Source organism: Streptomyces sp. NPDC058464 (assembly GCF_042721035.1).
Lineage (GTDB): Bacteria > Actinomycetota > Actinomycetes > Streptomycetales > Streptomycetaceae > Streptomyces.
On sequence record NZ_JBHXMA010000011.1, the window covers coordinates 90,005 to 116,342 of the forward strand.

20 protein-coding genes are annotated in these 26,338 nt (G+C 70.8%); 16 read left to right on the plus strand and 4 right to left on the minus strand.

From position 1 onward, the window contains the following. The first annotated feature begins 19 nt into the window (after positions 1-19). From ACFWPQ_RS17030 to ACFWPQ_RS17045, 4 genes are all read left to right on the plus strand, one after another. Positions 20-301, plus strand: coding sequence for an acylphosphatase (locus ACFWPQ_RS17030; RefSeq protein ID WP_384034588.1), 282 nt, complete (start codon positions 20-22; stop codon positions 299-301). A gap of 383 nt (positions 302-684) precedes the next feature. Next, complete coding sequence (locus ACFWPQ_RS17035; RefSeq protein WP_361289655.1) at positions 685-888, plus strand: hypothetical protein; 204 nt, start codon at positions 685-687, stop codon at positions 886-888. Positions 889-1,161: 273 nt separating this feature from the next. Next, complete coding sequence (locus ACFWPQ_RS17040) at positions 1,162-4,860, plus strand: AAA family ATPase (protein WP_384034591.1); 3,699 nt, start codon at positions 1,162-1,164, stop codon at positions 4,858-4,860. Between the two features lie 322 nt (positions 4,861-5,182). Next, on the plus strand, positions 5,183-6,601 hold the full coding sequence (locus tag ACFWPQ_RS17045; protein WP_384034594.1) for a sugar porter family MFS transporter: 1,419 nt from the start codon (positions 5,183-5,185) through the stop codon (positions 6,599-6,601). Between the two features lie 376 nt (positions 6,602-6,977). Here the strand turns inward: ACFWPQ_RS17045 and ACFWPQ_RS17050 are convergent, their stop codons facing one another. Together ACFWPQ_RS17050 and ACFWPQ_RS17055 are read right to left on the minus strand one after the other, a co-directional pair. Beyond that, the gene (locus tag ACFWPQ_RS17050; RefSeq protein WP_384034596.1) at positions 6,978-7,949 is read right to left on the minus strand and encodes an LLM class flavin-dependent oxidoreductase; all 972 of its coding nucleotides are present in this window, start codon (positions 7,947-7,949) and stop codon (positions 6,978-6,980) included. A gap of 61 nt (positions 7,950-8,010) precedes the next feature. Next, positions 8,011-9,483, minus strand: a complete 1,473-nt coding sequence (locus ACFWPQ_RS17055; RefSeq protein ID WP_384034598.1) for a cytosine permease — start codon at positions 9,481-9,483, stop codon at positions 8,011-8,013. A 128-nt stretch (positions 9,484-9,611) separates the two neighbouring features. Here ACFWPQ_RS17055 and ftsY point away from each other — a divergent pair, with 128 nt between their 5' ends. Beyond that, a complete protein-coding gene (gene ftsY, locus ACFWPQ_RS17060; RefSeq protein WP_384034601.1) occupies positions 9,612-10,805 on the plus strand; it encodes a signal recognition particle-docking protein FtsY in 1,194 nt (397 codons plus the stop codon). Positions 10,806-10,945: 140 nt separating this feature from the next. Here ftsY and ACFWPQ_RS17065 read toward each other — a convergent pair whose 3' ends face one another. Continuing rightward, positions 10,946-11,602: a bifunctional DNA primase/polymerase gene (locus ACFWPQ_RS17065; RefSeq protein ID WP_384034604.1), complete on the minus strand. Its 657-nt coding sequence runs from the start codon at positions 11,600-11,602 to the stop codon at positions 10,946-10,948. 457 nt (positions 11,603-12,059) lie between these two features. Here ACFWPQ_RS17065 and ACFWPQ_RS17070 point away from each other — a divergent pair, with 457 nt between their 5' ends. From ACFWPQ_RS17070 to ftsH, 6 genes are all read left to right on the plus strand, one after another. Then, positions 12,060-13,544: a hypothetical protein gene (locus ACFWPQ_RS17070; RefSeq protein WP_384034606.1), complete on the plus strand. Its 1,485-nt coding sequence runs from the start codon at positions 12,060-12,062 to the stop codon at positions 13,542-13,544. 333 nt (positions 13,545-13,877) lie between these two features. After that, entirely contained in the window at positions 13,878-15,215 is a 1,338-nt protein-coding gene (locus tag ACFWPQ_RS17075) for an ammonium transporter (protein WP_384034608.1), read from the plus strand. After that, complete coding sequence (locus ACFWPQ_RS17080) at positions 15,212-15,550, plus strand: P-II family nitrogen regulator (protein WP_089098508.1); 339 nt, start codon at positions 15,212-15,214, stop codon at positions 15,548-15,550. The genes ACFWPQ_RS17075 and ACFWPQ_RS17080 overlap by 4 nt, the downstream gene beginning before the upstream one ends. A 35-nt stretch (positions 15,551-15,585) precedes the next feature. Continuing rightward, complete coding sequence (locus ACFWPQ_RS17085; protein WP_384034611.1) at positions 15,586-18,042, plus strand: [protein-PII] uridylyltransferase; 2,457 nt, start codon at positions 15,586-15,588, stop codon at positions 18,040-18,042. A 93-nt stretch (positions 18,043-18,135) separates the two neighbouring features. Beyond that, positions 18,136-19,686, plus strand: coding sequence for a signal recognition particle protein (gene ffh, locus ACFWPQ_RS17090; protein WP_384034614.1), 1,551 nt, complete (start codon positions 18,136-18,138; stop codon positions 19,684-19,686). 49 nt (positions 19,687-19,735) lie between these two features. Further along, positions 19,736-21,679 (plus strand): ATP-dependent zinc metalloprotease FtsH, encoded by a 1,944-nt coding sequence (ftsH, locus tag ACFWPQ_RS17095; protein ID WP_384034617.1) that lies wholly within the window; start codon positions 19,736-19,738, stop codon positions 21,677-21,679. Positions 21,680-21,793: 114 nt separating this feature from the next. Here the strand turns inward: ftsH and ACFWPQ_RS17100 are convergent, their stop codons facing one another. Beyond that, entirely contained in the window at positions 21,794-22,654 is an 861-nt protein-coding gene (locus ACFWPQ_RS17100) for a class I SAM-dependent methyltransferase (protein ID WP_384034619.1), read from the minus strand. Positions 22,655-23,240: 586 nt separating this feature from the next. Between ACFWPQ_RS17100 and ACFWPQ_RS17105 the strand changes: the two genes are divergently transcribed. From ACFWPQ_RS17105 to trmD, 5 genes are all read left to right on the plus strand, one after another. Next, positions 23,241-23,837: a hypothetical protein gene (locus tag ACFWPQ_RS17105; RefSeq protein WP_093498845.1), complete on the plus strand. Its 597-nt coding sequence runs from the start codon at positions 23,241-23,243 to the stop codon at positions 23,835-23,837. Between the two features lie 348 nt (positions 23,838-24,185). Further along, positions 24,186-24,605: a 30S ribosomal protein S16 gene (gene rpsP / locus ACFWPQ_RS17110; RefSeq protein ID WP_089098502.1), complete on the plus strand. Its 420-nt coding sequence runs from the start codon at positions 24,186-24,188 to the stop codon at positions 24,603-24,605. Between the two features lie 5 nt (positions 24,606-24,610). Further along, complete coding sequence (locus ACFWPQ_RS17115; RefSeq protein ID WP_003973401.1) at positions 24,611-24,850, plus strand: RNA-binding protein; 240 nt, start codon at positions 24,611-24,613, stop codon at positions 24,848-24,850. A 105-nt stretch (positions 24,851-24,955) separates the two neighbouring features. Then, entirely contained in the window at positions 24,956-25,501 is a 546-nt protein-coding gene (gene rimM / locus ACFWPQ_RS17120; RefSeq protein WP_384034623.1) for a ribosome maturation factor RimM, read from the plus strand. Next, positions 25,498-26,331 (plus strand): tRNA (guanosine(37)-N1)-methyltransferase TrmD, encoded by an 834-nt coding sequence (trmD, locus tag ACFWPQ_RS17125; protein ID WP_350780345.1) that lies wholly within the window; start codon positions 25,498-25,500, stop codon positions 26,329-26,331. Before rimM ends, trmD begins: the two co-directional genes overlap by 4 nt. Positions 26,332-26,338: the final 7 nt, after the last annotated feature.

The window sequence follows — 26,338 nt, forward strand, 5'->3', positions numbered from 1 at the left end:
GGCCGGTTAGGTTGCAGCCATGAGCGAGGATGCGCGACTGGTCGCCTGGGTCCGTGGACGCGTACAGGGTGTGGGATTCCGCTGGTTCACGCGGGCCAAGGCGCTGGAGATCGGGGGCCTGAGTGGTTTTGCTCTCAATTTGGGCGACGGTCGCGTCCAGGTGGTCGCGGAGGGCTCCCGGGCGGGCTGCGAAGGACTGCTCGACTGGCTCCAGGGCGATGACACGCCCGGGCGGGTGGAGGGTGTCACCGAGATCTGGGACACACCCCGGGGCGGCTACGACGGCTTCGCCATCCGCTGAGTGCTCTCTGTAAAGCCGCGCAGGCGGAAGCGGAGCGATCTGCCACTGGCATGTGCCCCGAGCGGAAATGGCCTGGTGGTTGCCAAGAACCGCGCGTCGTGGCAGGCTCCGCACTTACAGATGATCGCCACGCCCTGAGGGCCCCGCAGGAGTCGCAGCGCTGCCCGGCCAGGGCCGTGTGATCCCGGGTTCGCCCGCCAATACGGGGCGTGATCGTGTTGACCGTCAAACTTTTTGGTGAGACGCTGAAAGCCCCGCGCACCTTAGCTGTTTGGCATGGCGCAACAGTCGAGCAACACTCGGATGTGTCAAGCACCGCGGGTGCGAATCCCTCACGACCCACACCGCTTCGGTCGGTCACTCAGTGTGGAGGACCATCCATCATGGCAAAGGCGCTTCTCGGTTACGTCGGCGGCTCCGACCCGCGACTCCTCGCCGAGATGCGACGGCTCCAGCAGCGTGTCCAGGACCTCGAATCCGAGCTCGTACGGATTCAGGCCGAGAACGACGCGCTGACGGCTGCCGCTTCTCCCGACAGGATCATGGAGAGCATCGACGCACACCAGGCGGAGCCTGCGCTCACCTGATCGCTGCATCGCTCCACAACAGCACATGCGGCGGTTGGGCAGCCCTTTCAACCGCTTAAGTTGTCAAGATTTGCAAGGGACGCTCCGGCGTCCCTTCTTTCTTGCCTGCCATGCCCCCGATACCCCCGACCTGCCCCCGAGCCCGGCCCTTCCAGCCCCGCGCATCCTTTCACCTTCTTTAACGTCTGGTGTGCCCTGCATGTTCATGCGCGAAACCGCGAGGTTGCGAGGGGTCGTGGAGTGCGGTAGCGGCGCCGGGTAGAGTCCGACGCCGTGCACCTCAAGGCCCTGACCCTCCGCGGGTTCAAGTCGTTCGCCTCGGCGACCACGCTCCGGTTCGAGCCGGGGATCACGTGCGTCGTCGGTCCGAACGGCTCGGGCAAGTCCAATGTGGTGGACGCGCTCACCTGGGTCATGGGCGAGCACAGCGCCAAGTCGCTGCGCGGCGGCAAGATGGAGGACGTCATCTTCGCCGGCACCACCGGCCGCCCCCCGCTGGGCCGCGCCGAGGTGTCCCTGACCATCGACAACTCCGACGGCGCGCTGCCCATCGAGTACGCCGAGGTCACCATCACGCGGATCATGTTCCGCAACGGCGGCAGCGAGTACCAGATCAACGGCGACACCTGCCGCCTCCTGGACATCCAGGAACTCCTCTCCGACTCCGGCATCGGCCGCGAGATGCACGTCATCGTCGGCCAGGGCCAGCTCGACTCCGTCCTGCACGCGGACCCGATGGGCCGCCGCGCCTTCATCGAGGAGGCGGCCGGCGTCCTCAAGCACCGCAAGCGCAAGGAGAAGGCGCTGCGCAAGCTGGACGCGATGCAGGCCAACCTCGCGCGCGTGCAGGACCTGACCGACGAACTCCGCCGCCAGCTCAAGCCCCTGGGCCGCCAGGCCGCCGTCGCCCGCCGGGCCGCCGTCATCCAGGCGGACCTGCGCGACGCGCGCCTGCGCCTGCTCGCCGACGACCTCGTACGACTCCGCCAGGCACTCCAGACCGAGGTCGCCGACGAGGCCGCCCTCAAGGAACGCAAGGAAGCCGCCGAGCAGGAGCTGAAGAAGGCCCTCCAGCGGGAGGCGCTCCTGGAGGACGAGGTACGGCAGCTCACCCCGCGCCTGCAGCGGGCCCAGCAGACCTGGTACGAGCTGTCCCAGCTGGCCGAACGCGTCCGCGGCACCATCTCGCTGGCCGACGCCCGGGTGAAGAGCGCCACCTCCACGCCTCCCGAGGAACGGCGTGGCCGCGACCCCGAGGACATGGAGCGCGAGGCCCACCGCATCCGTGAGCAGGAGGCCGAACTCGAAGCCTCCCTGGAGGCGGCCCAGCACGCCCTGGACGACACCGTCGCCCACCGCGCCGAGCTGGAGCGCGAGCTCGCCCTCGAAGAGCGGCGCCTGAAGGACGTGGCCCGCTCCATCGCCGACCGCCGCGAGAGCCTGGCCCGGCTGAACGGCCAGGTGGGTGCCGCCCGCTCGCGCGCCGCGTCCGCCCAGGCCGAGATCGACCGGCTGGCCGCCGCCCGCGACGAGGCTCAGGAGCGGGCGGTCTCGGCGCAGGAGGAGTACGAGGCGCTGAAGGCCGAGGTGGACGGCCTCGACGCCGGCGACGAGGAACTGGCCGCACAGCACGACGAGGCCAAGCACCGGCTCGCCGAGGCGGAGGCCGCCCTGACCGCGGCCCGCGAGGCGGTCACGGCGGCGGAGCGCAGCCGCGCCGCGACCCAGGCTCGCCACGAGGCGCTGGCGCTGGGCCTGCGCCGCAAGGACGGCACGGGAATACTGCTCGGCGCCCGGGACCGCCTCACCGGCGTCCTGGGCCCGGCGGCAGAACTGCTCACCGTGACCCCGGGCCACGAGGTCGCCCTGGCAGCAGCCTTCGGCACGGCGGCGGACGCGATCGCCGTGACGACCCCGTCCTCGGCGGCCGACGCGATCCGATTGCTCCGCAAACAGGACGGCGGCAGAGCAGCACTGCTGCTGGCGGGCGCCCCGGAGACACCACGGTCTGGAGCGCCCCAAAGGGACGCGGGGAACGGCGCGACCAGCCACGACGCACCCGCAGCCGAAAACGCCGCTTCCGGGGCAGCGCCCCATAGGGGCGCGGGGAACGGCGCGACCAGCCCCCACCCACCCGCACCCGACCGACGACCCGCCACGGCCCCCCCGTCAGGGAACTTCGCCGCCGACCTCGTCCGCGGCCCCGCCGACCTGATGCCCGCCGTACGACGGCTGCTCGAGGACATCGTCGTCGTGGAGAACCTCGAAGCCGCCGAGGACCTCGTCTACCGCCACCCCCACCTCACCGCCGTCACCGCCGAAGGCGACCTCCTCGGCGCCCACTTCGCCCACGGCGGCTCCGCCGGCGCACCCAGCCTCCTCGAAGTGCAGGCCTCCGTGGACGAGGCCGCCGCCGAGCTGGAAGAGCTCGCCGTCCGCTGCGAGGAGCTGTCGGAAGCCCAGGAGTCGGCCCAAGCACTCCGCAAGGAGTCCGCGGCACTCGTCGAGGAACTGGGCGAGCGGCGCCGCGCCGCCGACCGCGAGAAGTCGGCCGTCGCCCAGCAGCTCGGCCGCCTCGCCGGACAGGCCCGCGGCGCGGCAGGCGAGGCGGAACGTTCCACGGCCGCCGCCACCCGTGCCCAGGACTCCCTCGACAAGGCCCTGGAAGAGGTCGAGATCCTGGCCGAGCGGCTCGCCGTGGCCGAGGAGATGCCCGTCGAGGAGGAGCCCGACACCTCCGCCCGGGACCGGCTCGCCGCCGACGGCGCCAACGCCCGCCAGACCGAGATGGAGGCCCGCCTCCAGGTCCGTACCCACGAGGAGCGGGTCAAGGGGCTCGCCGGCCGCGCCGACTCCCTCGACCGCGCCGCCCGCGCGGAACGCGACGCTCGCGCGCGTGCGGAACAGCGCCGGGCCCGGCTGCGCCACGAGGCGGCGGTCGCGGAGGCCGTCGCCGCCGGTGCCCGCCAGCTGCTCGCGCACGTCGAGGTCTCGGTCGGCAAGGCAGAGCAGGAACGTGCCGCCGCCGAAGCCGCGAAGGCCCGCCGCGAGCAGGAGCTGACCGCCGCCCGCACCACCGGCCGCGACCTCAAGGCGGAGCTCGACAAACTCACGGACTCGGTTCACCGGGGCGAGGTACTCGGCGCCGAGAAACGGATGCGGATCGAGCAGCTGGAGGCCAAGGCGCTGGAGGAGCTCGGGGTCGAACCGGCGGGGCTCGTCGAGGAGTACGGCCCGCACCAGCTCGTGCCGCCCTCGCCACCCGCCGAGGGCGAGGTGCTGCCGGACGACCCCGAGCACCCGCGCAACCAGCCGAAGTCCTTCCACCGGGCCGAGCAGGAGCGCCGGCTCAAGGCGGCCGAGCGGGCCTACCAGCAGCTCGGCAAGGTCAACCCGCTCGCCCTGGAGGAGTTCGCGGCCCTCGAGGAGCGGCACAAGTTCCTCAGCGAGCAGCTGGAGGACCTGAAGAAGACCCGCGCCGACCTGCTTCAGGTCGTGAAGGAGGTCGACGAGCGCGTCGAGCAGGTCTTCACGGAGGCCTACCGGGACACGGCGAGGGAGTTCGAGGGCGTCTTCAGCCGCCTCTTCCCGGGCGGCGAGGGCCGGCTGATCCTGACCGACCCGGACAACATGCTCACCACGGGCGTGGACGTCGAGGCCCGCCCGCCGGGCAAGAAGGTCAAGCGGCTCTCCCTGCTGTCGGGCGGCGAACGCTCGCTGACCGCCGTCGCGATGCTGGTGTCGATCTTCAAGGCTCGTCCCAGCCCGTTCTACGTCATGGACGAGGTCGAGGCGGCCCTGGACGACACCAACCTGCAGCGGCTGATCCGCATCATGCAGGAGCTCCAGGAGTCGTCCCAGCTCATCGTGATCACGCACCAGAAGCGGACGATGGAGGTCGCCGACGCGCTGTACGGCGTGTCCATGCAGGGCGACGGTGTGTCGAAGGTCATCAGCCAGCGGCTTCGCTGACGCTGGGTCCTGGCCGACTTCTTCGGGTGCGGGTGCGTCGTGGCTGGTCGCGCCCCGCGGCGGAGCCGCAGATCAACACAGCCCCGCGCCCCTTTGAGGCGCGTCACCTTCGCCCGTTCTTCAAGAAGTGAACACATCTTCGTTGCGTGGTGACTGCAACTTCACACCTGTCCGCCTATTGACTTCGAAACTTGAAGGCATAGTCTCTGCAACGTTGCTTTTACCTTCAGGTGTGAGCGGTGTGCGGATGTGCGCCACTTAGACCTTGAGAGGGCTCACCCCCCACCCCCGGCAGCGTTGCCGGTGGCCCGAGGAGTTTTTTGTGACCAGCACTGCGCAGGCACCCCAGTCAGGAGCCGGGACGGCTCACCCCGATCACCTCGGGCATGTCATCTTCATCGCGGCGGCGGCCGCCATGGGTGGTTTCCTCTTCGGCTACGACAGCTCCGTCATCAACGGCGCCGTCGAGGCGATCCGGAGCCGTTACGACATCGGGTCCGCGGCCCTCGCCCAGGTCATCGCCATCGCCCTGATCGGCTGCGCCATCGGCGCCGCGACCGCCGGCCGCATAGCCGACCGCATCGGCCGCATCCGGTGCATGCAGATCGCGGCCGTGCTGTTCACCATCAGCGCCGTCGGCTCGGCGCTGCCCTTCGCCCTGTGGGACTTCGCCCTCTGGCGGATCATCGGCGGCTTCGCCATCGGCATGGCCTCCGTCATCGGCCCCGCCTACATCGCCGAGGTCGCGCCGCCCGCCTACCGCGGCCGCCTCGGCTCCTTCCAGCAGGCCGCGATCGTCATCGGCATCGCCATCTCGCAGCTGGTCAACTGGGGTCTGCTGAACGCCGCCGGCGGCGACCAGCGCGGCAAGCTGATGGGCCTGGAGGCCTGGCAGGTCATGCTCGGCGTCATGGTGGTCCCGGCCGTCCTGTACGGCCTGCTCTCCCTCGCGATCCCCGAGTCCCCGCGCTTCCTGCTCTCCGTCGGCAAGCGTGACCGCGCCCGCGCGATCCTCGAAGAGGTCGAGGGCAACAGCGCCGACCTGGACGCCCGCGTCGCCGAGATCGAGCACGCGATGAGGAGCGAGCACAAGTCCACGTTCAAGGACCTGCTCGGCGGCTCCTTCTTCTTCAAGCCGATCGTCTGGGTCGGCATCGGTCTCTCGGTCTTCCAGCAGTTCGTCGGCATCAACGTCGCGTTCTACTACTCCTCCACGCTCTGGCAGTCGGTGGGCGTCGACCCGACGGACTCGTTCTTCTACTCCTTCACGACGTCGATCATCAACATCATCGGCACCGTGATCGCGATGATCTTCGTGGACCGCATCGGCCGCAAGCCGCTGGCCCTCATCGGTTCGGTCGGCATGGTCGTCGGCCTCGCCCTGGAGGCCTGGGCCTTCTCCTACCACCTGGTCGACGGCAAGCTCCCGTCCGCGCAGGGCTGGACCGCGCTGATCGCCGCCCACATCTTCGTCCTCTTCTTCGCCCTGTCCTGGGGTGTGGTCGTCTGGGTCATGCTCGGCGAGATGTTCCCGAACAGGATCCGCGCCGCCGCCCTGGGCGTGGCCGCCGCCGCGCAGTGGATCGCCAACTGGGCCATCACCGCGAGCTTCCCGTCGCTGGCCGACTGGAACCTCTCCGGGACCTACGTGATCTACACGGTCTTCGCGGCCCTCTCCATCCCGTTCGTCCTCAAGTACGTCAAGGAGACGAAGGGCAAGTCCCTGGAGGAGATGGGCTGACCAGCCCCCCGACTCGGGGAGAAGGGGCAAGTCCTCGCTGCCCCTCTCCTCGTACCCCCCGCCGCCCCGCCCGGTCACTGCCCGGGCGGGGCGGCGGTTCGTTTCCTGATCCGCCGCACATCTTCCGGAACTGAACTCCGCCGCTTCACCACTCTCCGCCGCAACGGCGATCAGCCGAGGCGGCGCTGCCCGGCGGTGCCGAGCGCTCCCGCATCCACGCGCCGCGCGGACTCCCCGTCTTCTTGATCCGCCGCACATCTCCCGGAACTGAACTCCGCCGCTTCACCACTCTCCGCCGCAACGGCGATCAGCCGCGACGGCGCTGTCCGGCGGTGCCGGAATCTCCGCGGCCGCCCGCCGACACGCCTCGCCCCCGTTACGCCGGCAGCGCCGGGAGTACGGTCTCCGCGAAGAGGTGCAGGCTTCGCCAGCCCTCCTCCACCGGCATGCCGCCGGCCAGCGGATGGAGGACCAGGTTCTCCAGTCCCGCCGCCACACACTCCTCGGGCGTGAGGATCCGGTAGACGCCCTCCGCGCGGAGCTGCTCCACCGTCGTGGCCTCCGACCGCACCGCCGAGCGGATGTCCCCGGACTGCCAGGACGCGTACGTCCGCGCCTCGTGCAGGAAGTGCTCGCCGTACTCCGCCCACGCCCGGTCCGGGTCCTCGGCGATGTGCAGCAGCGGTGTCTCGGCCGTGGGCATCATCGTCCAGCCCTCCGTGCCGTACTCGGTGAGCTGCTCCTTGTAGTACGCCTCCAGCCCCGGCAGATGCGCGCTCGGGAAGAACGGCAGGCCCAGGCGGGCGGCGCGGCGGGCGGCGGCCCTGGAGGAACCGCCGACCAGCAGGAGAGGGTGCGGATCGGTGAAGGGGCGCGGAGTGACCCGTACCGTACGGCCCCGGTACTCGAACTCCTCCCCGGTCCACGCCTTGAGCAGCGTCTCGAGCAGCTCGTCCTGGAGCCGCCCGCGCCGCTTCCACTCCACGTCGAACAGGGCGTACTCCTCGGGCCGGTAGCCGATCCCGGCCACCGTCACCAGCCGGCCCCCGCTGAGCAGGTCGAGGACCGCGATGTCCTCCGCGAGACGCAGCGGGTCGTGCAGCGGGCCGATCACCGCCGACACGGTCACCGCGATGGTCCGGGTCGCCCCGAAGACCGCGCCCGCGAAGGCGAAGGGCGACGGCAGCCAGTTGTTGCCGACCCCGTGGTGCTCCTCGGTCTGCACGGTGGTGACCCCGTGCTCGTCGGCGTACGCGGCCATGTCGAGGGCCGCCCGGTACCGGGCGCCCAGGGAGGCCGGGGAGGCACCGGGCTCGACGAGGTTGAAGCGGACGACCGAGACGGGCATGGGAGTTCCCCTTCACCTTGGCTGGCCGGGCAGGTGTGCGGGGACAGTAGCTGACGGTTCGTCAGACGGCCAGGGGTGCGGGCTTCCCGGCTGAAGCCGGGACCACCGCCGGCTTCGGCAGTACCGCGTACAGCAGGCCCGAGACGACGATCGTCGCGATCCAGCCGAGGCCGTACCGGCCGACGGGGTTGTTGGTCGCGAGCGGGCCGGTGAACCAGTCGCAGGTGGTGAAGACCAGGCCGGTGGCCAGGCCCAGCGCCCAGGCCGCGACGGCGGCGGGGGAGAAGCCGGCCCGGTACCAGTAGGCACCGGCGGGCGTGGTGTCGAGGAGGGCCGTGCCGTCGTACTCGCGCCGCCGGAGCATGTCGACACCGAACACCCCCACCCACGCCGAGAACGCCACCGCCAGCAGCGACAGGAAGGCGATGAACGAGCCCAGGAAGGAGGTCGCCGCCAGCATCAGGACGCCGCCGAGGACCAGCGAGATCACCGCGTTGATCGAGACCGCCCAGTGGCGGTGGACACGGAAGCCGAGCGTCTGGGCGGTGAAGCCCGCCGAGTACATCGACATCGCGTTGATCAGCAGCATCCCGACCAGGGCGACGAGGAGGTAGGGGGCCGCGAGCCACAGGGGGAGGGCCGCGCCGAGGAAGGAGACCGGGTCGGCCGCCCTGGCCAGGCCCGGGGTGGCGGACGCCATCACCGCGCCCGTCAGGACCATGGGGAGGACGGCGATCCCGGCACCGCCGACCGTGTTGCGTACGATCGCCGCCGAGGACGCCGTACCCGGCAGATACCGCGTGAAGTCCGGCGCGGCCGGCGCCCAGCTCATCCCGCCCGCCGTGATCAGCCCGGCCCCGGTGACCATCGCGGCCGTGGCGCCGGCGGGCCGCCCGAACACCCCGGCCCAGTCCGTCGTCGCGATCAGGTAGCCGAGGACCAGCAGTGAGAAGGCGCCGAACAGCCAGGTGGCCCACCGGTTGCAGTACCGCACCGCCTTGATCCCCATGCCCGAGATCGCGAACGTGGTGATCACGAAGAGGAGCAGGGTGACGATGATCAGGGCGGTGTTGCTCCCGATCCCGAAGAGGATCTCCAGAACCGCCAGCAGCGCATAGGTGCCGGTCACCGCGTTGATCGTCTCCCAGCCCCAGCGTGCGACCCAGATCAGCCCGCCCGGGAGCAGGTTGCCGCGCTGGCCGAAGACCGCGCGGGAGAGTGCCATGCCCGGTGCGCCGCCGCGCTTGCCCGCGATGCCGATCAGGCCGACCAGGCCGTACGACACGATCGGAGCCGCGGTGCCCACCACCAGGGACTGCCAGAAGTTCAGCCCGAACGACACCACCAGGCCCGCGCCCATGGTCACCAGCAGGACGGTGATGTTGGCGGCGATCCAGGTGGGGAGCAGACCGCGGGGTGTGGCGGTGCGTTCGTCGTCCGGGACCGGTTCGATGCCCCTGGTTTCGAGGCCGTGGTGCTCCAGCGACTCTTCGAGATGTTCGAGCGCGCCATCGTGGCCGGCGGTGGTGCCCATAGGCAGTCATCGTACGTTAGTCCGACGAATGACCTCAAAAGAGACATCCGTATTCGGAGGATCATCCAGAAACTCCCGCGCGAGGGAGCAAAGTCGGCCGCGGGGGAGGGATGGATACTGGACGGGTTATGGAAACCGTCATCCTTGCTGTAGTCATCGCCGTGGTCGTGCTCGGCGCGCTCGGCGGGCTCGTCATCGGCAGCCGGCGCAAGAAGTCGCTGCCCCCGCCGCCCCCCGCCGCGCCCGACATCACCGCGCCCCCGGCCGAGCCGCACGTCGGCGACGAGGCCGAGACGCCGCGCGACGAACCGCGCCGGACGATAGAGGAGGTCGACCTTCCCGACGGCTCGGCTCCCGTCGTCGTAGAAGAGCTTCCCGCTCCCGAGATCGAGATCCCCGAGCCCACCGCCGGCCGGCTGGTCCGGCTGCGCGCCCGGCTCTCCCGGTCCCAGAACGCCCTCGGCAAGGGGCTGCTCACGCTGCTCTCGCGCGAGCACCTCGACGACGAGACCTGGGAGGAGATCGAGGACATCCTGCTCACCGCCGACGTCGGCGTGCTGCCCACCACCGAACTGGTGGACCGGCTGCGCGAGCGCGTCAAGGTGCTCGGCACCCGTACCCCCGACGAGCTGCGCGGCCTGCTGCGCGAGGAGCTGCTCAAGCTGGTCGGCACCGACGTCGACCGCGCGGTGAAGACCGAGCCCGAGGACCGCAAGCCCGGCATCGTGATGGTCGTCGGCGTCAACGGCACCGGCAAGACCACCACCACAGGCAAGCTCGCGCGCGTGCTCGTCGCCGACGGCCGTACGGTCGTGCTCGGCGCCGCCGACACCTTCCGGGCCGCCGCCGCGGACCAGCTCCAGACCTGGGGCGAGCGGGTCGGTGCCCACACCGTGCGCGGCCCTGAGGCCGGTGACCCCGCCTCCGTCGCCTTCGACGCGGTGAAGGAGGGCAAGGAGATGGGGGTCGACGTCGTCCTCATCGACACCGCCGGGCGGCTGCACACCAAGACCGGTCTCATGGACGAGCTGGGCAAGGTCAAGAGGGTCGTCGAGAAGCACGCCCCGCTGGACGAGGTGCTGCTCGTCCTCGACGCCACCACCGGCCAGAACGGCCTGGTCCAGGCCCGGGTCTTCGCCGAGGTCGTCGACATCACCGGCATCGTGCTCACCAAGCTGGACGGCACCGCCAAGGGCGGCATCGTGATCGCGGTCCAGCGCGAACTGAACGTGCCGGTCAAGCTCATCGGCCTGGGCGAGGGCGCGGACGACCTGGCGCCGTTCGAGCCGGAGGCGTTCGTGGATGCCCTTATCGGTGACTGACCTGAGGGGGGTAAATTTACCCGCCCCGAAATCGCGAAGAAGCGCCCGATCCCCGAGATACATCCGGGGGCGGGCGCTTCGGCGTATGTGCCCCCCTGCGGCTACGTCCTGCGGCTACGTCCTGCGGCTACGCGCTGCGACTACGCCCGCGACCGGTGCGCCACGTACGCCAGCGTCCCCAGCAGCAGCCTCGCCGCCGGCGGCCTCGTCGCCGAGTCCAGGGCCGGCGGGCGCAGCCAGCGCACCGCGCCCAGGCCGCCCCGGTCGGACGGCGGGGCCGTGATGTGCGTGCCCGAGCCGAGACCGCGCAGGTCCAGGGAGGTCGGATCGTCCCAGCCCATGCGGTAGAGCAGCTCGGGGAGTTCGGCGGTGGCGCCCGGGGCGACGAAGAAGTGGGCGCGGCCGTCCGGCGTGGCGGTGACCGGGCCGAGCGGGAGGCCCATCCGCTCCAGGCGGGCCAGGGCGCGGCGCCCGGCGGACTCGGCGACCTCGATCACGTCGAACGCGCGGCCGACCGGCAGCATCACCGCCGCACCGGGGAACTCCCCCCAGGCCTTGGTGACTTCGTCGAGCGTGGCGCCTGCGGACACCTGGGGCGCGAAGTCCAGCGGATGCGCTCCCGGCGCGGGGCAGCCGGCGTGCCCGCAGGAGCACGCGCCGGCCGCGGACCGGGCGCCCGGCACCACGTCCCAGCCCCACAGTCCGGTGAACTCGGCGACGGCGGTGCAGTCCGATGAACGACCGCGCCGACGCGTGCCGGAGCGGATCTCGCGAATGCCGCCGATCGTGAAGCCCATGCCCCCTCCAACGGGTCCGGCGCGCCGGTGGTTACGACACGGAAAGAGACGGAAACGGAACGTGACGCTACGGCTCCGCCTTCCCTCGCGCCCGCAAGGTCATGGCGGCGCTCTGAAGCGCCCCAGGTGGTGCACCTGGGGGTGTGCGCCCCTGAGTGCATCGCTCCGCCTACTCCCGGCCGTCCTATGTCAAGTGAATCGCGCCAAGGGCATCGTGAGTTCATTCGAAGGGGTGGCGAATGGTGGCGTTTCCGGGATCGCCATGGCTGGAGCAGTGATCGTAGGATTACTTTGAGTGCACGAGGCCTGGGGGCACATGCACTCGTGGGTATGCCGGAGGCAACTCGGCATCCCGTTCGAAGGGTGAGAACTACCGGACGGGCGGCCGTATTTACCGGCATTCTGATAGGGCTTGGCGCATCCGGCATCAAGTGGTCTCAGGGATGGGGGCGTTCCAGTGGGCGGCAACGGCGGTAGCGGGACGACCGCGACCAGTACGGACAAGCGCCCCAACGAGCTGCTCAACTCGTGGTTCGTGCGCAGCGGCTGGTCGAAGGGCGAGCTGGCGCGGCAAGTGAACCGCAGGGCACGCCAATTGGGCGCCAACCACATCTCCACGGACACGTCCAGAGTGCGCCGCTGGCTCGACGGGGAGAACCCGCGTGAGCCGATCCCCCGCATCCTCTCCGAGCTGTTCTCCGAGCGGTTCGGCTGCGTCGTCTCGGTCGAGGACCTCGGTCTGCGGGCCGCCCGCCAGTCACCCTCCGCGACCGGCGTCGACCTGCCCTGGACGGGCCCGCAGACGGTGGCTCTGCTCAGCGAGTTCTCGCGCAGCGACCTGATGCTGGCGCGGCGCGGCTTCCTCGGAACCTCGCTGGTGCTGTCGGCGGGCCCGTCCCTCATCGAGCCGATGCAGCGCTGGCTGGTCCCCTCGCCCGCCGGACCGCCGTCGCCCCCCGAGTCGGCCGCCGACTCCCGCCGCCCCGGGCGCCTCTCCAAGCCCGAGCTGGAGCTGCTGGAGTCCACCACGGTCATGTTCCGCCAGTGGGACGCCCAGTGCGGCGGCGGCCTGCGCCGCAAGGCCGTCGTCGGCCAGCTGCACGAGGTCACCGACCTCCTCCAGGAACCCCAGCCCGAGGCCACCGCCCGCAAGCTCTTCAAGGTCGCCGCCGAGCTGGCCGAGCTGGCCGGCTGGATGTCCTACGACGTCGGCCTCCAGCCCACCGCCCAGAAGTACTTCGTACTCGCCCTGCACGCGGCCAAGGAGGCCGGTGACAAGCCGCTGGGCTCGTACGTCCTCTCCAGCATGAGCCGCCAGATGATCCACCTCGGCCGGCCCGACGACGCCCTGGAGCTGATCCACCTCGCCCAGTACGGCAGCCGGGACTGCGCGAGCCCGCGCACCCAGTCGATGCTGTATGCGATGGAGGCCCGCGCCTACGCCAACATGGGACAGCCCGGCAAGTGCAAGCGGGCGGTCCGGATGGCCGAGGACACCTTCGCCGATGCCGACGACTGGGACGACCCGGACCCCGACTGGATCCGCTTCTTCTCCGAGGCCGAGCTCTACGGCGAGAACAGCCACTCCTTCCGCGACCTCGCCTATGTCGCCGGCCGCAGCCCCACCTACGCCTCGCTGGCCGAGCCGCTGATGCAGAAGGCCGTGGAGCTGTTCGCCAAGGACGCCGAGCACCAGCGGTCGTACGCACTCAACCTCATCGGCATGGCCACCGTGCACCTGCTGCGGGGCGAGGCCGAGCAGAGCACGGTTCTGGCCGCCGAGGCCATGGGCATCGCCAAGAAGGTGCGCTCCGAGCGCGTCAACACTCGTATTCGAAAGACGGTCGACTCGGCCGTCCGCGACTACGGCGACCTGGCGGCGGTCGTCGACCTCACCGAGCAGCTCGCCGTCGACCTCCCGGAGACCGCCGAGGCGGTCTGAATCCCGGTAACCCCAAGACCCCGGCCGCGGCCGGCCCTCCCGAACTGCCCGACTCGGCTCCCCCACGCCAGGTCATCGGAAGGCCGTCCGCGGCCGGTTCCATCCTCCGAGAGAAGGTTGCGCCACGATAACGATCCGGTCGGCGAACATCAGGCAGTTCATCGACGCGTAACACCCGCGACTCCTTCGTCACTCCCGTGAAACAACGAGGGGCGGTGTCCGAAACCGCGCTGCGTCAATCTCATGGCGCATAACCGGCCCACCCCCCGCTTGACCGGACACATTCAGGCAACGCCCGCACACGGGGCCGTACCAATCGACGAGGAGACGCCGATGGCACCAGCCGCCATCACGCTTGCCGCGGAGGCACCCAAGCTGTCCTCCGCGAACACAGGCTTCATGCTCATCTGTTCCGCCCTGGTGCTGCTCATGACGCCGGGACTCGCCTTCTTCTACGGAGGCATGGTCCGCGTCAAGAGCACCCTGAACATGCTGATGATGAGCTTCGTCAGCATCGGGATCGTCACCATCCTGTGGGTGCTCTACGGCTTCTCCCTGGCCTTCGGCTCCAGCAACGGCTTCATCGGCTTCAACTCCGACTGGCTGGGCATGAGCAACGTCGGCCTGACGGAGCTCTGGGACGGCTACACGATCCCGATCTTCGTCTTCATGGTCTTCCAGATGATGTTCGCGGTCATCACCCCGGCCCTGATAAGCGGTGCCATCGCCGACCGCGTCAAGTTCTCGGCCTGGGCGCTCTTCGTCGCCCTGTGGCTCACGGTCGTCTACGTCCCGGTCGCCCACTGGGTCTGGGGTGCCGACGGCTGGGCCTTCAAGCTCGGTGTGATCGACTTCGCCGGTGGTACCGCGGTCCACATCAACGCCGGTGCGGGCGCCCTCGGCGTCATCCTGGTCATCGGCAAGCGCGTCGGATTCAAGAAGGACCCGATGCGCCCGCACAGCCTCCCGCTGGTCATGCTCGGCGCCGGTCTGCTGTGGTTCGGCTGGTTCGGCTTCAACGCCGGCTCGTGGCTCGGCAACGACGACGGCGTCGGCGCGCTGATGTTCGTCAACACGCAGGTCGCCACCGCCGCCGCCATGCTGGCCTGGCTCGCCTACGAGAAGATCCGGCACGGCGCGTTCACCACCCTGGGCGCCGCCTCCGGCGCGGTCGCCGGTCTGGTCGCGATCACCCCGTCCGGTGGTGCGGTCTCCCCGCTCGGCGCGATCGCCGTCGGCGCCATCGCCGGTGTCGCCTGCGCCGCGGCCGTCGGCCTGAAGTTCAAGTTCGGTTACGACGACTCGCTCGACGTGGTCGGCGTCCACATGGTCGGCGGCATCATCGGCTCCCTGCTCATCGGCTTCTTCGCCACCGGCAAGGGCCAGTCCACCGCGACCGGCGTCTTCTACGGCGACCACTCCTTCACCCAGCTGTGGAAGCAGTTCGCCGGTGTCGGCGCGGTCCTCGGCTACTCCCTGGTCGCCTCCGCGGTCCTCGCCTTCCTCCTCGACAAGACCCTCGGCATGCGGGTCACCGAGGACGAAGAGGTCTCCGGCATCGACCAGGCCGAGCACGCCGAGACTGCATACGACTTCAGCGGTGCGGGCGGCGGTGTCGTCAGCTCCGTCTCCGCGGCGCTGGCCGGCACGAGCAAGAAGGTGGACGCATGAAGCTCATCACCGCCGTCGTGAAGCCCCACCGGCTCGACGAGATCAAGGAGGCCCTGCAGGCCTTCGGCGTCCACGGCCTCACGGTCACCGAGGCCAGCGGCTACGGTCGGCAGCGCGGCCACACCGAGGTCTACCGTGGTGCCGAGTACACGGTCGACCTGGTGCCCAAGATCCGCATCGAGGTGCTGGCCGAGGACGAGGACGCCGAGCAGCTGATCGACGTCGTCGTCAAGGCCGCCCGCACCGGCAAGATCGGTGACGGCAAGGTCTGGTCCGTCCCGGTCGAGACCGCCGTACGGGTCCGCACCGGCGAGCGCGGCCCGGACGCGCTGTAGAACAGAACCATCTGAATACAGGCAGGAGTCGCTGGGTGACGGGTACGGAAGTTCGGAACGACGCAGAGAACACGGGACCCAGCGGCTACGCGGCGGCCCGGCTGCGCCTCCTCACCGAGGGGGCGCGGTCCGGGCCGCCGCGCCGTACCGCCCTCGCCGAGCTGACCGACGAATGGCTGACCGGGCTGTTCGCGGCGGCCACCGAGGGCATCAGGGGCGGCGTCTCCCTGGTCGCCGTCGGCGGCTACGGCCGCGCCGAGCTCTCCCCACGCAGCGACCTCGACCTCCTGCTGCTGCACGACGGCGCCGACTCCGGCGCGGTGGCCGCCGTCGCCGACCGGCTCTGGTACCCCGTCTGGGACCTGGGCCTGGCCCTCGACCACTCCGTGCGCACCCCCGCCGAGGCCCGCAAGACCGCCGGCGAGGACCTCAAGGTCCAGCTCGGCCTCCTCGACGCCCGCCACATCGCCGGCGACCTGGGCCTGACCTCCGGACTGCGCACCGCGATCCTCGCCGACTGGCGCAACCAGGCGCCGAAACGTCTCCCCGAGCTCCAGGAACTCTGCGCCGAGCGCGCCGAACGCCAGGGCGAGCTCCAGTACCTCCTGGAACCCGACCTGAAGGAGGCCCGCGGCGGCCTCCGCGACGCCACCGCGCTGCGCGCCGTCGCCGCCTCCTGGCTGGCCGACGCCCCGCGCGAGGGCCTCGCCGACGCCCGCCGGCGCCTCCTCGACGTCCGTGACGCCCTGCACCTGACCACAGGGCGCGCCACCGACCGCCTGGCGCTCCAGGAGCAGGACCAGGTCGCCGCCGAACTCGACCTCCTCGACGCCGACACCCTGCTGCGCCAGGTCTACGAGTCCGCGCGCGTCATCTCGTACGCCAGTGACGTCACCTGGCGCGAGGTGGGGCGCGTACTGCGCTCGCGCGCCGTCCGGCCGCGGCTGCGCGCCATGCTGGGCGGCGGCAAGCCCGTCGCCGAGCGCTCCCCGCTCGCCGAGGGCGTGGTGGAGCAGGACGGCGAGGTGGTCCTCGCCCGCGCCGCCCGCCCCGAACGCGACCCCGTGCTCCCGCTGCGCGCCGCGGCCGCCGCCGCCCAGGCCGGCCTCCCGCTCTCCCTGCACGCCGTACGGCGCATGGCCGCCACCGCACGCCCGCTGCCCACGCCCTGGCCCGCCGAGGCCCGCGAGCAGCTCGTCACCCTGCTCGGCTCCGGCCGCCCGACCGTCGAGGTCTGGGAGGCGCTGGAGGCCGAGGGCCTCATCACCCGCCTGCTCCCCGACTGGGAGCGGGTCCGCTGCCGGCCGCAGCGCAACGCCGTGCACATCTGGACCGTCGACCGGCACCTCATCGAGACCGCCGTCCGCGCCTCCGAGTTCGCCCGCCGCGTCCACCGCCCCGACCTGCTCCTGGTCGCCGCCCTGCTGCACGACATCGGCAAGGGCTGGCCCGGCGACCACTCGGTGGCCGGCGAGATCATCGTCAAGGACGTGGCCGCGCGGATCGGCTTCGACCGCGCCGAGGTGGCGGTCCTGTCGACGCTCGTACGACACCACCTGCTGCTCATCGAGACCGCCACCCGGCGCGACCTGGAGGACCCGGCCACGGTCCGCCTGGTCGCCGAGGCGGTCGGCACCCAGAGCACCCTGGAGCTGCTGCACGCCCTCACCGAGGCCGACGCGCTGGCCACCGGCCCGGCGGCCTGGTCGACCTGGCGCGGCTCGCTCGTCGCCGACCTGGTGAAGCGGGTCTCGGCGGTCCTCGCCGGGGACGCCGACGACGAGCCCGAACCGGGCGCGCCCACCGCCGAGCAGGAGCGGCTCGCCATCGAGGCCTTCCGCACCGGCGCCCCGGTCCTGGCCCTGCGCGCCCAGACCGAGCCGGCGGCCACGGACGAGGAGCCCGCCCGCGACCCGGAACCGCTCGGCGTCGAGCTGCTCATCGCCGTACCGGACCAGCCGGGCGTCCTCCCCGCCGTCTCCGGCGTGCTGGCCATGCACCGCCTCGCGGTCCGCACGGCCGAACTGCGCGCCCTCCAGCTCCCCTCCGACGTCGACGACGGCACCGTCCTGCTCCTCGACTGGCGGGTCGCCGCCGAGTACGGCTCCCTGCCGCAGGCGGCCCGGCTCCGCGCCGACCTGGTCCGCGCCCTGGACGGCTCCCTGGACATCGCCGGCCGCCTCGCGGAGCGGGACGCGGCCTACCCGAGGCGCCGGGGCTGGGTGGCCCCGCCGCCGCGCGTGACGGTGGCCTCCGCGGCCTCCCGGCACGCGACGGTGTTCGAGGTACGGGCCCAGGACGCGCCTGGCCTGCTGTTCCGGATCGGGCGGGCCCTGGAGGACGCCGCGGTACGGGTGCGCAGCGCGCATGTCAGCACGCTCGGGTCCAACGCCGTCGACGCCTTCTACGTGACCGGCACCGACAACGCGCCCCTGCCGCCCGAGGAGGCGGCCTCCGTGGCGCGCAAGCTGGAGGAGACGCTCAGGGCCTGACCGCACGGTCGTGCAAGGCGGGGGCGACTTCCTTGCGCGGCCGGATACCCTGGAAGACGCCCACCGACCCCGACTCCGAGGACCGACGCCGCCGTGTTCGACACTCTCTCCGATCGCCTTTCAGCGACCTTCAAGAATCTGCGCGGAAAAGGGCGTCTGAGCGAAGCCGACATCGACGCCACGGCCCGGGAGATCCGGATCGCGCTGCTCGAGGCCGACGTCGCTCTCCCGGTCGTCCGCACGTTCATCAAGAACGTCAAGGAGCGGTCCCTCGGCGCCGACGTCTCCAAGGCGCTGAACCCGGCCCAGCAGGTCCTGAAGATCGTCAACGACGAGCTGGTGACGATCCTCGGCGGCGAGACGCGCCGGCTGCGGTTCGCCAAGCAGCCGCCCACCGTGATCATGCTGGCCGGTCTCCAGGGTGCCGGTAAGACCACCCTCGCCGGCAAGCTCGCCCACTGGCTCAAGGAGCAGGGCCACTCCCCGCTGCTCGTCGCCGCCGACCTGCAGCGCCCCAACGCCGTCAACCAGCTGAGCGTGGTCGCCGAGCGCGCCGGTGTCGCCGTCTACGCGCCCGAGCCGGGCAACGGCGTCGGCGACCCGGTCAAGGTCGCCAAGGACTCCATCGAGTTCGCCAAGCAGAAGGTCCACGACATCGTGATCGTGGACACCGCCGGCCGGCTCGGCATCGACCAGGAGCTGATGCAGCAGGCGGCCGACATCCGGGACGCCGTCTCGCCCGACGAGATCCTCTTCGTCGTCGACGCCATGATCGGCCAGGACGCCGTCACCACCGCCGAGGCCTTCCGCGACGGCGTCGGCTTCGACGGTGTCGTCCTGTCCAAGCTCGACGGCGACGCCCGCGGTGGTGCCGCGCTCTCCATCCGCCAGGTCACCGGCAAGCCGATCATGTTCGCGTCGAACGGCGAGAAGCTGGAGGACTTCGACGCCTTCCACCCGGACCGGATGGCCTCCCGCATCCTCGACATGGGTGACCTGCTCACCCTCATCGAGCAGGCGGAGAAGACGTTCAGCCAGGAAGAGGCCCAGAAGATGGCCTCCAAGCTGGCGTCGAAGAAGGGCCAGGACTTCACCCTGGACGACTTCCTGGCCCAGATGGAACAGGTCAGGAAGATGGGCAGCATCAGCAAGCTGCTCGGCATGCTGCCCGGCATGGGGCAGATCAAGGACCAGATCAACAACCTCGACGAGCGGGACGTCGACCGCACCGCCGCGATCATCAAGTCGATGACCCCGGGCGAGCGCCAGGACCCGAACATCATCAACGGCTCCCGTCGCGCCCGCATCGCCAAGGGCTCGGGTGTCGAGGTCAGCGCGGTCAAGGGACTCGTCGAGCGGTTCTTCGAGGCCCGCAAGATGATGTCCCGCATGGCACAGGGCGGCGGCATGCCGGGCATGCCGGGGATCCCGGGCATGGGCGGCGGCCCCGGCCGTGCCAAGAAGCAGCCGAAGCAGGCCAAGGGCAAGCAGCGCTCCGGCAACCCGATGAAGCGCAAGCAGCAGGAGCTGGAGGAGGCCCAGCGCCGCGAGGCCGCCGCACAGGGCGGCGGCGCCTTCGGGCTGCCGCAGCAGGGCGGTCAGGACTTCGAGCTGCCGGACGAGTTCAAGAAGTTCATGGGCTGAGTTCACCTGTGCGGGTGCCAGGGGTTGGTCGGTGTCGTACGGTCCCGATATGACCAACCCCGCGCCGCCGCGCAAGTCACCCGACCAGCCCTGGCGTACCGAGGGTGCTCCCGAGGAGCCGCCCAAGCCGCCGAACGGCGGTCGGAGGATGCACGGCGGCTGGTGGCGGCTGATCGTCACGGCCCTGGTCGTGTACCTGCTGGCCAACCTGGTCCTGTCGTACTTCGACCAGGCGAACGAGCCGACGATCTCGTACACCGAGTTCAGCAAGCAGGTGGACGCGGGCAACGTACAGAAGATCTACGCCAAGGGCGACTCGATCCAGGGTCAGCTGAAGAAGGAACAGAAGAACCCCGAGGGCGACGGGAACTACACCAAGTTCAACACCGAACGCCCGTCGTTCGCCGGTGACGACCTCTGGTCCAGCCTGACCAAGCACAACGTGACGGTCACCGCCGAACCGGTCGTCCAGCACCGCAGCTTCCTGTCGAACCTGCTGATCTCACTGGCGCCGATCATCCTGCTGGTCGCGGTGTGGGTCTTCATCGCCCGCCGGATGAGCGCGGGCCTCGGCGGCGCGGGCGGCATGCTGGGCCGCAAGGCGCCGCCCAAGCCGGTCGAACTGGAGCCCGGACAGCAGCGGACCACCTTCGAGGACGTGGCCGGCATCGACGAGGTCGAGGGCGAGCTCAACGACGTCGTCGACTTCCTGAAGAACCCCGACGCCTACCGCAGGATGGGCGCCAAGATGCCCCGCGGTGTGCTGCTGGCCGGCCCGCCCGGCACCGGCAAGACGCTGCTCGCGCGGGCCGTCGCAGGCGAGGCGGGGGTGCCCTTCTTCTCGGCCTCCGCCTCCGAGTTCATCGAGATGATCGTGGGCGTCGGCGCCTCCCGGGTGCGCGAACTGTTCGCGGAGGCCCGCAAGGTCGCCCCCTCCATCATCTTCATCGACGAGATCGACACCATCGGCCGGGCCCGCGGCGGCGGCGCCTCCATGGGCGGTCACGACGAGCGCGAGCAGACCCTCAACCAGATCCTCACCGAGATGGACGGGTTCTCCGGCTCCGAGGGCGTCATCGTCATCGCGGCCACCAACCGCGCCGACATCCTGGACCCCGCGCTCACCCGCCCCGGCCGCTTCGACCGGGTCGTCCAGGTCTCGCCCCCGGACCGCACCGGCCGCGAGGCGATCCTCCAGATCCACACCCGCCAGATCCCGCTCGCCGAGGGCGTCGACCTCGCCCAGGTCGCCCGCACCACCCCGGGCATGACCGGCGCCGAACTGGCCAACCTCGCCAACGAGGCCGCGCTGCTCGCCGTCAAGCGCAAGCAGGACAGGGTCACCCAGTCCGACCTCTCGGAGGCCCTGGAGAAGGTCCAGCTCGGCGCCGAGCGGCCCCTCGTCATGCCCGAGGAGGAGCGCAGGCGCACCGCCTACCACGAGAGCGGGCACGCCCTGCTGGGCATGCTCCAGCCCGGCGCCGACCCGGTCCGCAAGATCACCATCGTCCCGCGCGGCCGCGCCCTCGGCGTCACGCTCTCCACGCCGGACGCCGACAAGTACGCGTACACCGAGGAGTACCTGCGCGGCCGGATCATCGGCGCCCTCGGCGGCATGGCCGCCGAACAGGTCGTCTACGACGTGATCACCACCGGCTCCGAGAGCGACCTCGAACAGGTCACCAACATCGCGCGCGGCATGGTGTCCCGCTGGGGCATGAGCGAGGAGGTCGGCCGCCTCTCCGCCCTCCCGAGCGATGCCCAGCAGGCCTACGGACTGGCCGCCGCGCCCCAGACCCTCGACGTCATCGACACCGAGATGCGCCGGATCGTCGACGAGTGCTACGAGGAGGCCTGCCGCAAACTCCGCGACCACCGCGCCCAGTTGGACGCCCTGGCCCAGGCCCTCCTGGAGAACGAGACCCTGGAGGAGGCGGACGCGTACCGCATCGCGGGGATCACGCGCCTGACCAAGGACCCCGACGAGGCCTGACCGCCCCGGATCTGAGCGCCTCCGGATCTGAGCGCCCCGAAAGGGGCGCGGGGAACTGCGCGACCAGCCACGACGGCGGCGCACCCGAACGACGGCGGCTCTCCCAGCGTGGCGTCAGCGCACCCGCGCGATCAGATACCGGAAGACATTCGCCATCCACACCGTCCCGTTCGCCCGCTGGAACGGGTGCAGCGCCTCGGTCAGCTCCTTGCCGACCTGCTCCTGATCGGCCGCCGCGATCCCCGCGTCGAACAGCCCGGTCGACAGCAGCCCCCGCACCGCGCTGTCCACATCGGCGTACCCGAACGGGCAGGAGACCCGCCCGGAACCGTCGATCCGCAGACCGGCCCGCTCGGCGATCTCCTCCAGGTCGTCCCGCCCGGCCGGCCGCCAGCTGCTCGCACTGCGCAAAGGATCGGCCAATTTCGCGGCCACCCGCAGCACGGACGAGGTCGCACAGCGCTCCGGCGGACCCCAGCCGGTCAGCACCACGGCGGCCCCGCGCTCCGCCAGGGGTGTCGCCTCGGCGAGCAGGCCACCGAGGGCCTCGGCGTCGCCGGCCAGGCAGCCGACCGGGTCGAAGGCGGTGATCAGGTTGTACGCCGGTGCCTGCGCGTCCGCCGCGGCCCCGGGCGAGCCCTCGACGATCCGGGCGGCACGGCCACGCGCGCGTGCGCTCGGGGCAGGGTCGGGCAGCAGACGCTCACGGGCGAGGGCGAGCCGTTCGGGGGAGAGGTCGACACCGGTGACCGCGGCCCCTCTGGTCGCCGCCATCAGCAGGGCGAGACCGGAACCGCAGCGCAGGCCGAGCAGCCGGGTGGCGGGGCCCACTTCGAGTCGCTCGTGGACGGTCTCGTAGAGCGGGACCAGCATCCGCTCCTGGATCTCGGACCAGTCACGCGCGCGTGCCCACAGGTTCACGCGGGGGGTGGAATCCGCGTGAGACCGGTGCTGCCGCACGAGCGTAGGTGTCATAGGTAAGCGCCCCAATCCGCCGAGAGTTACGCACTGACCGATTCCGTGGCCCCCGTGCCGTGCGCTCGCACTTCCCACCTATGCCACATAACTCCGGGCTCGCGGTGGCGTCCAGAGGTCGCGGGTCCCTGCTTGTACGTGGGCTGTGACTGTGGCGAGATTTCACATCCCGGCAACTTGGGGCTCTACCATCGGACCCACGGCACGGCGGTTCTGGCCATGGTCGGCCGCCACAGTGACCGCACTGCGTGAGGTCGCCGGAGACGGGCCGGCGCCGGATGACGACGGGCCGCGGGTAACGTCGGGGCCGCCGCGGACGCTGACCGGGAGGGGACTCCCGCCACGAGAGCGACCGAAACGCCTCTTGCGCATCCACCGGCCTTCGCCGTCCAGGCGTCCGGGCCAGGGGTACGTGGCGGGTCGTACGTCAGACTACGCACCGGCTTGGTATGAGCTGTGAGGCTTCTCCGCAGATCAGCGCACCCGTACTCGTCTCCACGCATCAGCGGCAACTGACGGGTACGTGCAAATTATTTGGGATGCCCCGGAATAGGAACACAGGGGCACTCCCGCTCGTTCTCATTACGTGAGCACGACACAGACACCACCTGTTCTCGCCGCAGAGCTGGCAGAGGCGTGGGCCGACATTCAGCGGTACCACCCCGAGCTGCCGGACCTTGCCGCGCCAGAGTCCCTGATCGGGGAGTCGTCGTCCGCGTGCGGTCACGAACTCTCCTTCGAACGACTGCTCCATGAGGCAGTCCACGGCATCGCCGCCTCCCGTGGAGTCCGCGACACCTCCCGGGCCGGCCGCTACCACAACCGCCGATTCCTCGCGATCGCCGAGGAGCTGGGCCTGGACCACCCCGACGAGCCGCATCCCAGCAGCGGCTTCTCGCTGGTCACGCTCAACCCCGAGGCGAAGCGACGCTACCGCCCGACCATCGAGAGACTGCAGCGCGCCCTCAAGGCGCACACGGTGGCCACCTCCGCCGACACCTCCCGCACCTTCCGCGGCCCGGCCGCCCGCCACGGCTCCTCCGGCGGCGGCGTCCGGGTCAAGGCGGTGTGCGACTGCGGTCGCAACGTCCGGGTGGTCCCGTCGGTCCTGGCCCAGGCCCCCATCGTCTGCGGCGGCTGCGGCAAGCCGTTCCGCATCCCGGAGGTCGTGGGAGCGGCATAGGCCACGGCTGCTCGTGGCAGCCGCAGCCATTGCTCATCGCCACGCCCTCGGCCCCCGGTGGGCGCCGGGGTCCCTCCTCCGGGGGAGGCACCCCGCCGGCGCCGGGCAGCGCACCCGACGTGACCTCACCTCCACGCCGGGTGCCTCTCCGGCATGCCCGCGCACCCCGTACCCACCCGTCGGCCAAAAGCGACCCGCAGGGTGTGGCACAATGGCTAGCTGTACTCGACAGCCGCACAGGACCCCTCTCTCCTCCGGCTGACGCGTCCATCGGGCACTCGGGTACCGCAACCCCACGCGGCAGTCTCGCCGTGCCCAACCACGTCAAAACCAGGAGAACCCACTCCCGTGGCAGTCAAGATCAAGCTGAAGCGTCTGGGCAAGATCCGTTCGCCTCACTACCGCATCGTCATCGCCGACTCCCGCACCCGCCGTGACGGCCGTGCGATCGAGGAGATCGGCAAGTACCACCCGACCTACAACCCGTCGGTCATCGAGGTGGACGCCGACCGCGTCGCGTACTGGCTGGGTGTCGGCGCGCAGCCGACCGAGCCCGTGCTCGCCATCCTGAAGAAGACCGGCGACTGGCAGAAGTTCAAGGGCGAGCCCGCCCCGGCGCCGCTGCTCGTGGCCGCTCCGAAGGCCACGCGTCCGTCGTTCGAGGCGCTCGGCGGTGACGACGAGGGCAAGGGTGAGGCGATCACCCAGAAGAAGAAGGCTGAGAAGAAGGACGAGGCCGCGGCTGAGTCCGAGTCGACCGAGGCCTGAGCAGCATGCTCGAAGAGGCGCTTGAGCACCTCGTGAAGGGCATCGTCGACAACCCCGACGATGTGCAGGTCGCCTCGCGCAACCTGCGTCGCGGGCGCGTGCTGGAGGTCCGGGTGCACCCCGACGACCTCGGCAAGGTGATCGGCCGCAACGGCCGCACCGCGCGTGCCCTGCGCACCGTCGTGGGCGCCATCGGCGGCCGCGGAGTCCGCGTCGACCTCGTCGACGTGGACCACGTCCGCTGACGCTTTCGCAGCACCGGCTCGGGCCGGGGAGGGCCGCTACCGGCCGTCCCCGGCCCGTAGTCGTATGAGGTCGTACGAGCAGGAGATGACAGGAGAACAGGCACAGTGCAGCTGGTAGTCGCACGGATCGGCCGCGCCCACGGCATCAAGGGCGAGGTCACCGTCGAGGTACGTACCGACGAGCCGGAGCTCAGGCTCGCGCCCGGCGCCGTACTCGCCACCGATCCCGCCTCGACGGGACCGCTCACCATCGAGACCGGGCGGGTGCACAGCGGCCGTCTGCTCCTGCGCTTCGAGGGCGTCAAGGACCGCACCGGCGCCGAGAACCTGCGCAACACCCTCCTGATCGCCGAGATCGACCCGGAGGAACTGCCCGAGGGCGAGGACGAGTACTACGACCACCAGCTCATCGACCTGGACGTGGTCACCGAGGACGGCACCGAGGTCGGCCGGATCACCGAGATCTCGCACCTGCCCTCCCAGGACCTCTTCATCGTGGAGCGGCCCGACGGCAGCGAGGTCATGATCCCCTTCGTCGAGGAGATCGTCGTCGAGATCGACCTGGAGGAGCAGCGGGCCGTCGTCGCGCCGCCGCCCGGCCTGATCGACGACCGCGCGGAGATCGACTCGTCCGGGGACGACGACGCATGAGGCTCGACGTCGTCACGATCTTCCCCGAGTACCTCGAACCCCTGAACGTCTCGCTCGTCGGCAAGGCACGCGCGCGTGGGCAGCTCGGCGTCCACGTCCACGATCTGCGCGCCTGGACGTACGACCGGCACAACACGGTCGACGACACGCCGTACGGCGGCGGGCCCGGCATGGTCATGAAGACCGAGCCCTGGGGCGACGCACTCGACTCCGCGCTCGCCGACGGCTACGAGACCGGCTCGCACGCCCCCGCGCTGATCGTGCCCACCCCGAGCGGCCGCCCCTTCACCCAGGAACTCGCCGTCGAACTCTCCGAGCGGCCCTGGCTGATCTTCACGCCGGCCCGCTACGAGGGCATCGACCGGCGCGTCATGGACGAGTACGCCACCCGGATGCCGGTCTACGAGGTCTCCATCGGCGACTACGTCCTCGCCGGCGGCGAGGCGGCCGTACTGGTCATCACGGAGGCCGTGGCCAGGCTCCTGCCCGGCGTCCTCGGCAACGCCGAGTCGCACCGGGACGACTCCTTCGCACCCGGCGCGATGGCGAACCTCCTGGAGGGCCCCGTCTACACCAAGCCGCCGGTGTGGCGCGGCCGGGACATCCCGGACGTGCTGCTCAGCGGCCACCACGGCAAGATCGCCCGCTGGCGCCGCGACGAGGCCCTGAAACGGACCACCGCGCACCGGCCCGACCTGATCGAGCGCTGCGACCCCAAGGCCTTCGACAAGAAGGACCGCGAGATGCTGTCCATCCTGGGCTGGGCCCCGGACCCGGAGGGCGAACCCCACGGCCGATTTTGGCGCAGGCCAGAGGGCGTGGAAGAATAGACCGCTG